Here is a 12,302-nt window from a genome sequence, read left to right as displayed (position 1 = left end):
CGCAGGTCGGCGGCGTGGCGGCGCGACGCGGGCCGGACGCTCGGGTCGCTCGTACCGTCCCGGGGCGGGCGGCGGCGTAGGGTCGGTGGATGGGAACGCCTCAGACCCCGTACGACGCGGTGCTGCACGCCGCCCGCGACGTGGCCAAGCTGGACAACGCCCTCGACGCGGAGATGCTCGGCGCGGCCCTGCTCGGCAGCGTCTACTCGGTCGCCGAGACCGAACGTGACGCCGCCGTCCGGGACTTCGTGGCCGGCTTCCTGGCCGCCACCTCCCGCCGCCGCTCGGCCGCGGCGACCACCATCCGTTCCGTGTTCGCCGCGCTGGTGCCCGACGCCGAGGGCACCGACCGGGTCCGCCCGGGCGCCGCCACCCCCGCCTGGGCCGGCCAGCTCGGCCGCGTGCACCTGACCGGCTGCTGGTCCTACGGCGACGTGTACGGCGACCAGACCTCCTACCTGGCGACCTTCGCCTACGACGACCCGGCCGGCGGTTCGGCGCACGCCGTGGTGACGCTGCTCGACCACAACATCGGCATCACCAAGGACGTCTTCGTCGGCGGGCCGCCCGACCGCATCCTCGACCAGGTCCGGCAGATGTGCGCCGGGGACGAGCTGACCTGGTTCCGCGACGAGGAGCCGGCCCGGATGCGCGCCGAGGTGACCCGCCACCTCGCGATCACCGACGGCCTGACCGAGTTGCCCGGGGAGGGCTCGCTCGCCACCGACCGCGCCCTGCTCGGCGCCCGGCTGGCACGGCTGCCGCAGGCGGCCGGGGCGGCCCCCGCGCCCGCCGCCGAACCGCTCTCCGCCGCCGAGCGTACGGACCTGGTCCGCCGGTTCCTCGCCTCGCCCGAGGCGGCCCGCTTCGGCCTGGACACCATCGACGGGGCGGAGCTGGCCTCGCTGCACTTCTGCCTCAGCCTGCTGCTGGACCACGCGGCCAGCTTCCCGGACGCCGACCCGCTGCGGTGGAGCCCCACCGTGGCCGGGCTGTTCCTGCTGGACTGGGTGCACCGGCGCGCGGTGCTGGACATGGACGACGCGGCGCTGCTGCCCCGGGTGCTGCGCGCCTGGGCCGGCTACGCCACCCGCAAGCGCGGGCTGCCCGAGCAGGCGGCGACGCAGATCGACACGGCCGTCGAGGAGATGGTGCCGGAGTTCGCCCGCCTCTACAGCACGGGCGAACGCCGCAGCCCCGCCACCGCCGCCGTCGCGCAGCTGATGGCCGACGGCGTCGACCCCGACGACCCGGCCGCCCTCGACGCCTGGATCGAGGCCAACCGCCACCGCCTCACGGACGACCCCGCCTGACCCCCCACCCGCCCCCTTTCCACCCTCCTGCCCTCCCTCCCGCTCGCGTCGATCATGCAGTTGTGGTGGACGAAAAGCAGCATTCCGCGGCTTTTGCGGGGCACCACAACCGCATGATCGACGGCCTCGGCCGGGGGCGCACGGACGGGGAGGGAGGGGGGTGGGGTGGGGTGGGGTTAGCGGAGGGGGGCGAAGAAGAGGGCGGCTACCAGGGCGCCCAGGGCTAGTCCCGCGACCACCTGGGGCACGGTGTGGTCGCGCAGGCGGACCCGGGACCAACCGACCAGCGCGAGCAGTGGCGCCGTCGCCAGCAACCCGGCCCCGAACGTGAGCACCAGCACGACCACCGTGCCGGCGGCCACCGCCGAGTGGATCGACATCTTCCACCAGTGGCTCACCGTCACGGCGACCACCAGGCCGACGAGCCCGGCGGCGGCCAGCGCCAGCACCGGTCGCGGCGCGCCGAGCACGGCGAGCAGGGCCAGCCCGGCGGCGACCGAGCAGAGCCCGAACAGCAGCGGGACGCGGCGCTGCTCGCGGATCCCCACGTGATGGTCGGTCAGCCGGCCGCGACGCACCCCGCCGAGGATGTACGCGAACGGGATCCCACTGACGAAGAGCGTGGCCAGCAGCCCCCAGGCCAGCCCGTGCGCGCCCTGGGCGCTGTGCCAGCCGACCGCCAGCGTCAGCGCCGAGACCAGCACCGCGGGCGCGGTCAGCTCGGTCACGAACCGAGCGAGCCGGAGGGTCCGGCCGGGTGGTGGCGGGGCGGCCGGACGGCTGTGGGGCTCCGCGTCCGAACCACCCGTCCCGCTCAGCGCCCCGCCTCTGCGTCCACCCCGGGCCGTCGCCCGGAACCGTTCCCGTCCGTACCCCGGCGCTCCGACCGGGCCGGGGCCCTGCCGTGGATCACCTGCCGTCGACCGTCACCGTACCCGCGGCCGGCCGTCCCGGTGCCCGGTCCCGCCGGGATCGCCGGTGGTCGGGTCGGGGTCGACGGTCGCGCTGGCGGTCGGGCCGTCGGGTGCCGGAGACGCGCTGGGCGCCGGGGACGCCGTGGGCTCGGGCGGCGGTAGCGAGAGGGTGCTCGTCGGCTCCACCGACGTCGGCTCGCCGGTCGGCGTGGGTGCCGGGCTCGCGCTGGGGCTCGGCGAGGGCTTCGGCGACGGGCTCGGGAACGCCGGAGGCCTCGGGGACGAGGGCGCCGAAGGCCTCGGGGACGAGGGCGGCGGTACCGGTCGGCCGCCGGGCCGGGACGGGGGCTTCGGACGCGCCGCCGGGCCGAGCGGCGGCGGCGGGGCGGGCGCCGCGACGATCGGCGTACGCGGGAAGGGCACGACGGTCCGCCAGTCGCCCGGGTCGGCCACGGCGGGGGACGGGGTCGACGGGGCTACCGGGGGGCGGCCCGTCGCCGGCACCGGGATCACCACGGGGCCGACCGAGGGCGTCGGGAGGAACGGGGTGCTGCCGTCCGGCAGGGCCGTGCTGCCGACGGTGGCGGAGCCGGTGCTGATCGCGGCGAGGATGGGCATCGACGCGGTGCCGGCGAGCAGTGCCACCGTGAACAGGTAGCCCCGGGACGGCCCGCCCGAGCCGGGGGCCCGGTGCGCCCCGACCAGCCGGCGGTAGCCGCCGGCCCGGTGCCGGCCGAGGAGGGGAACGGTGGGATCTGGGCCTGGCTCGGACACCACACACCCCTTTCGTCGACTCCGACGGTGGACGGGCCGGTACGGCGACCGGCCCGAGCGCCCGGGGCACGCCCGGACACGAGGAAGCGGCAAACCGCCCCGACGCGGACGATCCCGCGCCAATCAGCCTGGACCAGTGACGGTCGGTCGGCCAACCCTGCACAGCGTGTCGACACGCGTATCTGGCCGAACGGTGACGAACCATCGCCGGATCGGCCGCGCGTCGATGCAACGGACACCGGGCGCGCCGTGCGACGAAGCGGGCCACCGCGATCGGCCGGGACGGGCGCACTGTGGGCGCGCTCACGTGTGATGCGAATATGGACCACGACGGCAACGCAGCCACGACCTCCGCGCACCCTCGCGGCAGGCGCGGCTGGGCGCCGGCGCTCCCGATCCGGGTTCGGCCAGAATCCGGCTCACGCCGCGCGGCAACCCCCACCGGGGCTAGGCGCGGCCGCCAGGAACCCGTCCGGCACCAGCCGGGCAGGCGCACGAGTTGCGCGGCCGGGTGACCCCCCGGTGCCGACGCAGACAGACAGGGAGAGACGGATGGCAAAGGGCGACCCCGGGGTCTCCAGTCGCGGCCGACGGGCCGCACCCCGGTCCAAGAAGGGTGCGACCGGCGACCCGCAGCTGGTGCAGCTGCTCACCCCGGAGGGTGAGCGGATCGAGAGCGCGACCGGCCCGGACGGGACCGAGTACCGCGTCGACTTCACCGACGAGGAGTACCGCGGGCTCTACCGCGACCTCGTGCTGGTCCGCAAGCTCGACGCCGAGGCCACCGCGTTGCAGCGCCAGGGCGAGCTGGGCCTGTGGGCCAGCCTGCTGGGCCAGGAGGCCGCGCAGGTGGGCTCGGGACGCGCGCTGCGTACGCAGGACATGGCCTTCCCGACCTACCGGGAGCACGGCGTCCTCTACTGCCGGGGCATCGACCCGATCATGCCGCTCGGCCTGTTCCGGGGCGTCGACCAGGGCGGCTGGGACCCGAACGAGTTCAAGTTCAACATGTACACGATCGTGATCGGGGCGCAGACCCTGCACGCGACCGGCTACGCCATGGGCGTCCACATGGACGGCAAGACCGGCACCGAGGACGGCGAGGCGGTGATCGCCTACTTCGGCGACGGCGCCACCAGCCAGGGCGACGTCAACGAGGCGTTCGTCTGGGCCAGCGTCTTCAACGCCCCGCTGGTGTTCTTCTGCCAGAACAACCAGTACGCCATCTCCGAGCCGCTGGAGCGCCAGACCCGCGTGCCGCTCTACCAGCGGGCCGGCGGCTTCGGCTTCCCCGGCGTCCGGGTCGACGGCAACGACGTGCTCGCGTCGTACGCGGTGACCCGGCACGCGCTGGACAACGCCCGGCTCGGCCAGGGCCCCAGCCTGATCGAGGCCTACACCTACCGGATGGGCGCGCACACCACCTCCGACGACCCGACCCGTTACCGGATCGCCAGCGAGGTCGAGGCCTGGCAGGCGAAGGACCCGATCGCCCGGATGAAGGCGTTCCTGGAGAAGCAGCAGATCGCCGACGCGGACTTCTTCGCGGCCGTCGACGAGCAGGCCCGCACCGAGTCGGTGCACCTGCGCGAGCGGGTGCTCGCCATGCCCAACCCCGAGCCGGTGACGATGTTCGACCACGTCTACCCCAACGGGTCCCCCGAGCTCGACGAGCAGCGGGCGCAGTTCACGAAGTACATGGAGTCGTTCGAGGGGAGCGCCCACTGATGGCCACGGAGACGCTCACCCTCGGCAAGGCACTCAACACGGGCCTGCGCAGGGCCCTGGAGAACGACCCGAAGGTCGTCATCATGGGCGAGGACGTCGGCAAGCTCGGCGGCGTCTTCCGGATCACCGACGGCCTCCAGAAGGACTTCGGCGACCAGCGGGTGATCGACACCCCGCTCGCCGAGTCCGGCATCATCGGCACCGCGGTGGGCCTGGCCATCCGGGGCTTCCGGCCGGTCTGCGAGATCCAGTTCGACGGCTTCGTCTACCCCGCGTACGACCAGATCGTGTCGCAGGTGGCGAAGATGCACTACCGCTCGCAGGGCAAGGTGCGGATCCCGATGGTCATCCGGATCCCGTTCGGCGGCGGCATCGGCGCGGTCGAGCACCACTCGGAGTCGCCGGAGGCGTACTTCGCCCACACCGCCGGCCTGAAGGTGGTGTCCTGCGCCAACCCGCAGGACGCGTACACGATGATCCAGCAGGCCGTCGCCTCGGACGACCCGATCGTCTTCCTGGAGCCGAAGCGGCGCTACTGGGAGAAGGACCCCGTCGAGCTGGACGGCCCGCTGTCCGGTGCGTACCCGCTGCACTCGTCCCGGGTCGTCCGGCCCGGCACGGACGCCACGGTGCTGGCGTACGGGCCGATGGTGCGGACCTGCCTGGACGCGGCGACCGCCGCCGCCGAGGACGGCCGGGAGCTGGAGGTCATCGACCTGCGCTCGCTCTCCCCGCTGGACCTGACCGCCGCGTACGAGTCGGTGAAGCGCACCGGCCGCTGCGTGGTCGTGCACGAGGCCCCGGGCAACCTGGGCCTGGGCTCGGAGATCGCGGCCCGGATCACCGAGGAGTGCTTCTACTCCCTGGAGTCCCCGGTGCTGCGGGTGACCGGCTTCGACACCCCCTACCCGGCCTCCCGGGTGGAGGAGGAGTACCTGCCCGACCTCGACCGGGTGCTCGACGCCGTCGACCGCACCTTCGGCTGGTGAGCGGCATGTCACGGATCAAGGAGTTCAACCTTCCCGACCTGGGCGAGGGACTGACCGAGGGCGAGATCCTCGCGTGGCTCGTCAAGGTCGGCGACGTCATCGAGCTGAACCAGCCGATCGTCGAGGTGGAGACGGCCAAGGCGGCCGTCGAGATCCCGGCGAAGTGGGCCGGCCAGGTGCAGGCGATCTTCCACCCGGAGGGGAGCACGGTCGAGGTCGGCACGCCGATCATCGCGATCGACACCGACCCGGGCGCCGGACCGATCGAGGCGTCGACGACCGGCGCCCCGGACGCGGCCCTGCCCACCCCGTCGGCGGCGTCGCTGGCCGCGGTCCAGGTGGCGCCGGCAGAGGGCGCGGTCGAGCCGGGCCTGATCGGCGGTCCCGCCCCGGGCGGCCGTACCGCCGTGCTGGTCGGCTACGGCCCGCGCACCACGGCGGCCAAGCGCCGCCCGCGCAAGGGTGGCACCCCGCTGCCGGCCCAGGCGGCCGCACCGGCCGCACCCGTCGCGCCGGCTGCCCCGGTCGTTCCGGCCCCGCCGGCGCCGCCCGCCCCGGTGGCGACCGCGCCGTCGAACGGTCACGGCCCGGCCGGCGGGCCGGTGCTGGCCAAGCCGCCGGTACGCAAGCTCGCCAAGGATCTCGGCGTCGACCTGTCCGCGCTGACCGGGTCGGGGCCGCTGGGCTCGATCACCCGGGAGGACGTACAGCGGGCGGCGAGCGGGGCCACGGCGGCGGCCGAGCCGCTCGCGGTGTCGGCCCCGGCCACGGCGGCCGCGAGCTTCGGCGCGGACCGCGAGCAGCGCATCCCCGTCAAGGGGGTACGCAAGCTCACCGCCGAGAACATGTCCCGCTCGGCGTTCACCGCTCCGCACGTCACGGAGTTCCTCACCGTCGACGTGACCCGGGCGATGAAGGCCCTGGACCGGCTCCGCAACCGGCGGGAGTGGCGCGACGTGCGGGTCTCGCCGCTGCTGCTGGTGGCCAAGGCGGTGCTGCTGGCCGTCAAGCGCCACCCGATGGTCAACTCGACCTGGGCCGGCGACGAGATCGTCGTCAAGGACTACGTCAACCTGGGCATCGCGGCGGCCACCGAGCGCGGGCTGATCGTGCCGAACATCAAGGACGCCGGCCGGCTCTCGCTGCGCGAGCTGGCGGACGCAATGACCGGCCTGGTGCAGACGGCCAAGGCCGGGAAGACCTCGCCGGCCGACATGTCCGGCGGCACGCTGACGATCACCAACGTCGGCGTGTTCGGGGTGGACACCGGTACGCCGATCCTGCCCCCGGGCGAGTCGGCGATCCTGGCCTTCGGCGCGGTCCGCGAGATGCCCTGGGTCCACAAGGGCAAGGTCCGGCCGCGTCAGGTCACCACGCTGGGCCTCTCCTTCGACCACCGGATCATCGACGGTGAGCTGGGCTCGAAGTTCCTGCGCGACATCGGGGAGTTCCTGGCCGACCCGGAGGCGGCGCTGCTCGCCTGGACCTGACGGTCCTGACGCCAGCCGAACGGCCGGTGTGCGACGGGTTGACGCCCGGCACACCGGCCGTGTCCTTTTGTGGCGCGCGCACGTCCGGCACCGGCCGCCTCTAGAGACAGAGGATTGCGTGGGTCACAGGCCCCCCTCACCTTCGATTGTTCGGCCCGTGTCCCAGCTCACCTAACAATCGATGGAATTTGCGCCCGTCTTGGGGTTCAATGGAAGACATCAAGGGGCTGACAACCGAATAGCCAGGAGGAGAGACCCATGAGCATGATCGAGCGAATCCGCAACCGCCGCGACGCCAACCGCCGCGCCCGTGCCATCGAGCACGCGCTGCGCTCCGCCAACTCGCCCGCGGTCCGCGAAGAGATCCTCGCCATCGCCCAGCGTCACATGAGCTGACGCCCGGAACCTTTCTCACCTCCTCCAGATCGATGACCCGCCCGGTCCGCCCGGGCGGGTCATCGGCGTTTCGCAGCGGCTGACACCGGGATTCCACCTCGCCTCAGCGCCCGGTACGGTGGGCTTCGGTCGTCGCCCGCCGACCCGGAGCAGTCGAGTCGATAGAAGCCGCTCGACACCATCCGGCCACGGGGAGTGACGATCGTGCTCCCCGGTCGCCCTCGGGCGGTCACCGGATACGGTGCGGGGAGCCGGCACGGCCGGTACACCGGCGACGCCGGCCACCCTGCCGAGAAGACCGATCGGCAGTGGCGGCCGACAGGTGATGGAGGAGGCGCACGCATGACGTCCGAGGGCACGCACCACCCCGGCCAGCAGCCGGACGAGGTGTCGCCGGGCGCCGGCGGACCGGCGCCGTACGGCGACCGCCCGGCACAGCAGGACAACAGTTACGGCGCCGGCGCCCCCGATCTGGGCTGGGCACCCCCGCCCCCGTCGGAGCGACCGAACCCGCCCGCCTGGGGCGCGCAGGGTGAGCAGCCGCCGGCCCCCGCGTGGGCCGCCCAGGCGCCGCAGCAGACCGACCCGGCCCAGTCCGGCCAGTGGGGACCGTCCGGCGCGTCGCCGCAGCCGCCGCAGCCGCCATGGCCGGGCGCGCAGGAGCAGGCCGGCCCGGCCTGGGCTGCCGCCGCCCCGCAGCCGCCACACGCCGCCCCGGAGCAGCCCGCATGGGGATCCGGCGAGCAGGCGTCCCCCGCCTGGGCGCAGCCCGAGCCCGCCGCCCGCGTCCCGCAGCCCGCGCCCGCACCCACCCCCCAGCCCTGGCCCGCCCAGGACGACCCCAACCGCTCCGGCGGCTGGGCCGGCGACCAGCAGCAGCAGGACGAGCAGCCCCGGCCCGGCGGCTGGGCCGGCGGTGCCACCCCGGACGACCGGCCCGCGCAGGGCGACTGGGCCGCGCAGCAGAACGACGCCGACCGCCCCGGCGACGGCCAGCAGCAGGACGATCCCAACCGCTCCGGCGGCTGGCAGCAGGACGACCCGAACCGCTCCGGCGGCTGGCAGCAGGACGACCCGAACCGCTCCGGCGGCTGGGCCGGCGGCCAGCAGCAGGCCGAGCAGCCCGCCTGGGGATCCGGCGAGCAGGCGTCCCCCGCCTGGGCGCAGCCCGAGCCCGCCGCCCGCGGCGCCGCCCGGGTCCCGCAGCCCGCGCCCGCACCCACCCCCCAGCCCTGGCCCGCCCAGGACGATCCCTCCCGCTCCGGTGGCTGGAACGCCGAGTCCCCTCAGGACCCCGCCAACGGCTGGAACCCCGGACAGCAGCAGGACGACCCCAACCGCTCCGGCGGCTGGTCCGGCACCGAGCAGCAGCAGGGCGAGCAGCCCGGCTGGGACGCCGGTGCGGAGCAGCCTCCGGGTGGCACCTGGGCCGCCTCCCGCGACGACGCGCCCCGGGACGACCAGCCCCAGGGCGGCGAGTGGCCGGCCCGGGACGAGCGCTCCCCACGGGGTGCCGCGTCCGTACCCTCGCAGTCCGACGACCGGGACGCGAACGGCTGGGGTGCCCCGCAGCCCACCTCCACCCCGCCCGGCCGCGCCTCCGTCCCGGTACCCGGCGACGGCGGTCCGAAGCCGTGGGGTCCCGCTGCGGAGAACCCGCCGCAGTGGGCCGGCAACGCCGCCGAGCGCCCGGCCGTACCGGACGTCGAGCCGTGGTCGGCGGACGAGGTGTGGGGCCGCGCGGAGGCGGGCGAGCCCGCCCCGGGCCGGGCCGGCAACGGCTGGGAGCCGGAGCGGGCCGAGGAACCCCCGATCTACCAGCCCGCACCGGGGCCCGGCATCTCGCCGGCCAACGCCGTGCCGCTGCCGCCGCAGGAGCAGCGGGTGCCCGGCGCCAGCCTGGCCTCCGCCCCGCCCGTCGACTACGCGCCGCCGGCCCAGTTCGCCCCCGAGCAGCCCGGCCGGGACGGCGGCCTGCCGGCGTACGAGCAGGAGCAGCCGGGTTGGGCCCAGGCCGGCTCCCGGCACGACGAGCCGCAGTCACCCGCCGGTCCTGCGGTCCCCGCGCCGCGCACCTCGCCGGAGGTGGGCGGGCGGGCGGCCGTACCGTCGCCGGAGGGTGCCGAACCGGCCGCCGGCAGCGTCTCGGCGAGCGCCTCGGTGCCGCTGGCCAGCCGGGTGCTGCCGCCGACCGACCAGGCCCTGCGACCGGGCGGTGCGCCCGCGCCGCAGCCTCGGGTGTACGGCCGACCGGCCCGCCCTGAGCCGGCGGACGAGCCGGAGCAGGAGGACCCGCGCGGACACCGGCCGGACCACGCGCCGGCGCCCAGCTTCGACCAGGGGCCGGACCCGCGCTTCGGCCAGGGACCGGATCCGCGCTTCGAGCAGGGACCGGACCCGCGCTTCGGCCAAGGACCGGACCCGCGCTTCGACCAGGGTCAGGACAACCGGTTCGACCAGGGCACCGAGAGCCGGTTCGACCAGGGCCCGGACAACCGGTTCGACCAGGGCCACGAGGGCCGCTTCGACGACCGGGACCGGGCACCGAGCGGGACCGCCGTCTTCGGCGCGGTCGCCCCGATGGCGCCCGCCTCCCCGGCCGCGCCCCCGGCCTTCCCGCCGGGCGTACCGTCCTTCGTCGACCCGCCGGCCAGCGACCGGCCGGTGAACGGGGTCCGGCCGCACGACAGCGCCGACCGGCCCGCCGACCCCTTCGGTACGCCGAACGCCGGCGGCGCGGCACCCGGCTACGGGCCCGCCCCGACCGCCGCGCCCACGTCGGGCGGCGCGTTCCCGTCGGCGTTCCCCCCACCCCCGCAGCAGCCCGGTCCCTGGGACCAGGGCGGCCCGGAGCAGGAGCAGAACCGCTTCGACTCGTTCAAGCCGATCGCGGAGCCGAAGACCGAGCCGGCCCCCACGCCCAAGATCCGCAACGGCCGGGTGCTCGCCGCGGTGCTCGTCGCGGCGGTGCTCATCCTGGCGGTGCCGCTGGGGCTGCTCATGCTGCTCGGCAAGGTCGGCGGCGACGACCCGGCCCCGGCGTTCGACCCGGCGGTCGGCAGCTGCGTGAAGAAGTCGGGCGAGACGGCGGCGGCGGCGGAGTGCGGCGAGGCGGGCGCCTTCACCGTGGTCTCCAAGGTGGACGCGAAGGACAAGTGCGCCGACCCGACCCAGCCGCACGTGGTGCTCAAGGGCGGCGGGACGAACCGCGTGCTCTGCCTCAAGCCGGCGGGCCAGTAGCAGACGAAGACGACGGCGGGGCCACGGGAGACCGTGGCCCCGCCGCCGTTTCCGGCCGGCAGCGCCGTGGAACGGCTGCGGAAAACGGCAGTGACCGTGGTACGGAAACGGAAAGCGCCCGCCTCCGGGATCGGGGACGGGCGCTTTCGGGGTCTGGTGGTTCAGGACTGATCGGCGACCTGCGCGACGAAGACCCGCCAGGCGGCCGGGGCGAAGAGAAGGGCCGGGCCGGTCGGATCCTTCGAGTCGCGGACCCCTACGACGCCGGGAAGGTTGTCGGCCACCTCGACGCAGTCGCCGCCGTTGCCACCGCTCTTCGTGCTCTTGCGCCACTGCGCGCCGGTCAGGTCCATGATGCCGCCGCTTCTCTGAGAAGTTCCAAGGAGCGCCCTCGGGGAAGAGCCTCGCCCCGTATGCGTTCCCACCGGTGCTCCAGCGTAGCAATGTCGGATGTTTGGTCGACTATTTGTGCGCGCGCTTGGCTATCGACGTGCGCCACCCGCGTCCCGTCGGGAAGTTCGGCGAGCGTGAACGGTCCGTCGAGGCCTGGATAAGTCGCTGTCTCACGTGGCACGACGTGGAGTTGAACGTTCGGCATCTCGGCACACCGCACCAAATGGGCTAGCTGCTCGGCCATGAGTCTCCGGTCTCCTGCTGCGGGACGACGGATGATCCCCTCGTCGAGCACCGCGACGAACAGGGGTCCTCGATCACGAGTCAGGATCCCCTGACGGGCGACACGCGCCGCGACCAACTCACCCACCTCGTCTTTGGCTAGCGGCTGGCCGGTGAACGTGGCCCGCGCATAAGCCTCGGTCTGAAGGAGGCCCGGCACCCAGGCGAGCTGGAACGCCCGTAGGGCTACGGCCTCACGCTCGATGTCGACCCACGGTCTGAACCACACAGGTTCCCGGCGGTTCAGCGTGTCCGGCCAGAGTTCCGACACGTTCTTGCCGAGGATCTTCGCTACTTCCGCACGATGTCGACTCTGCGGGATACGTCCCGGGTTTGCCCACCGAGCAACGGTCTTGGGATGAATTCCGAGGCGGCCTCCCAGGCTTTCGGCTGTCTCGCACGCCTCGGCGAGCGCCGCCACAAATGCATGGTTCATGCCGCGTCCCCTCTGGAGCGATCAGAACGTTCCCGAGAAATCATCTAACGCTGTGTGATTGTCCAGCAACCCTCGGCAGAGTGCTTTGTAGACGGCGTGAGCCGGTGGAGGCGATGGGAGCCCGCCGGCCGCGCTGACGGGGGCCGCTCTGCGAGCAGCCGGGCCGGCCCTCCCACCACCCGCCGCACGAGGGGGAGCCATGCCCGAGGAGAGGCCGACACCGACACCCACGCCGAGGCGCGACCCGCCGCCGGCCCGCCCGGTCGTCCCGGGGCCGATCGGTCCCTTCATCCCGCCGTACCGGGGGCCAGGCCGCGTGAGCAACGTCGTCCCCGCGTCGCGCTGGT

Annotated in this window: 10 protein-coding genes; 7 read left to right on the top strand and 3 right to left on the bottom strand. The window is 74.5% G+C overall.

The genetic code is table 11. The features are described from left to right. Positions 1-89 precede the first annotated feature (89 nt). A complete protein-coding gene (locus tag OG989_RS07790) occupies positions 90-1,313 on the top strand; it encodes a hypothetical protein (protein WP_327030119.1) in 1,224 nt (407 codons plus the stop codon). Between the two features lie 176 nt (positions 1,314-1,489). Here OG989_RS07790 and OG989_RS07785 read toward each other — a convergent pair whose 3' ends face one another. Further along, positions 1,490-2,041, bottom strand: coding sequence for a phosphatase PAP2 family protein (locus OG989_RS07785; protein WP_327030118.1), 552 nt, complete (start codon positions 2,039-2,041; stop codon positions 1,490-1,492). A gap of 250 nt (positions 2,042-2,291) precedes the next feature. Between OG989_RS07785 and OG989_RS07780 the strand changes: the two genes are divergently transcribed. The 6 genes from OG989_RS07780 to OG989_RS07755 all read left to right on the top strand — a co-directional run bounded on the left by OG989_RS07780 (position 2,292) and on the right by OG989_RS07755 (position 10,844). Continuing rightward, complete coding sequence (locus OG989_RS07780) at positions 2,292-2,885, top strand: hypothetical protein (protein WP_327030117.1); 594 nt, start codon at positions 2,292-2,294, stop codon at positions 2,883-2,885. A 668-nt stretch (positions 2,886-3,553) separates the two neighbouring features. Further along, positions 3,554-4,729: a pyruvate dehydrogenase (acetyl-transferring) E1 component subunit alpha gene (pdhA, locus tag OG989_RS07775; protein ID WP_132235260.1), complete on the top strand. Its 1,176-nt coding sequence runs from the start codon at positions 3,554-3,556 to the stop codon at positions 4,727-4,729. Then, a complete protein-coding gene (locus tag OG989_RS07770) occupies positions 4,729-5,718 on the top strand; it encodes an alpha-ketoacid dehydrogenase subunit beta (protein WP_327030116.1) in 990 nt (329 codons plus the stop codon). Before pdhA ends, OG989_RS07770 begins: the two co-directional genes overlap by 1 nt. A gap of 5 nt (positions 5,719-5,723) precedes the next feature. After that, positions 5,724-7,208: a dihydrolipoamide acetyltransferase family protein gene (locus OG989_RS07765; RefSeq protein WP_151457452.1), complete on the top strand. Its 1,485-nt coding sequence runs from the start codon at positions 5,724-5,726 to the stop codon at positions 7,206-7,208. A 258-nt stretch (positions 7,209-7,466) separates the two neighbouring features. Beyond that, entirely contained in the window at positions 7,467-7,604 is a 138-nt protein-coding gene (locus OG989_RS07760) for a hypothetical protein (RefSeq protein WP_165947779.1), read from the top strand. 342 nt (positions 7,605-7,946) lie between these two features. After that, positions 7,947-10,844: an LppU/SCO3897 family protein gene (locus OG989_RS07755; protein ID WP_327030115.1), complete on the top strand. Its 2,898-nt coding sequence runs from the start codon at positions 7,947-7,949 to the stop codon at positions 10,842-10,844. A gap of 161 nt (positions 10,845-11,005) precedes the next feature. On the opposite strand, the gene OG989_RS07750 is transcribed toward OG989_RS07755, so the two are convergent. Both OG989_RS07750 and OG989_RS07745 read right to left on the bottom strand, forming a co-directional pair. Next, complete coding sequence (locus OG989_RS07750; protein ID WP_151456787.1) at positions 11,006-11,197, bottom strand: DUF397 domain-containing protein; 192 nt, start codon at positions 11,195-11,197, stop codon at positions 11,006-11,008. Beyond that, the gene (locus tag OG989_RS07745) at positions 11,188-11,955 is read right to left on the bottom strand and encodes a DUF5753 domain-containing protein (protein WP_327030114.1); all 768 of its coding nucleotides are present in this window, start codon (positions 11,953-11,955) and stop codon (positions 11,188-11,190) included. Before OG989_RS07745 ends, OG989_RS07750 begins: the two co-directional genes overlap by 10 nt. Between the last annotated feature and the right edge of the window lie 347 nt (positions 11,956-12,302).

The sequence above is a fragment of the Micromonospora sp. NBC_01740 genome (assembly GCF_035920365.1).
In the GTDB taxonomy this organism is placed as follows: domain Bacteria; phylum Actinomycetota; class Actinomycetes; order Mycobacteriales; family Micromonosporaceae; genus Micromonospora; species Micromonospora reichwaldensis.
This window is presented reverse-complemented; position numbering and strand designations above follow the sequence as displayed.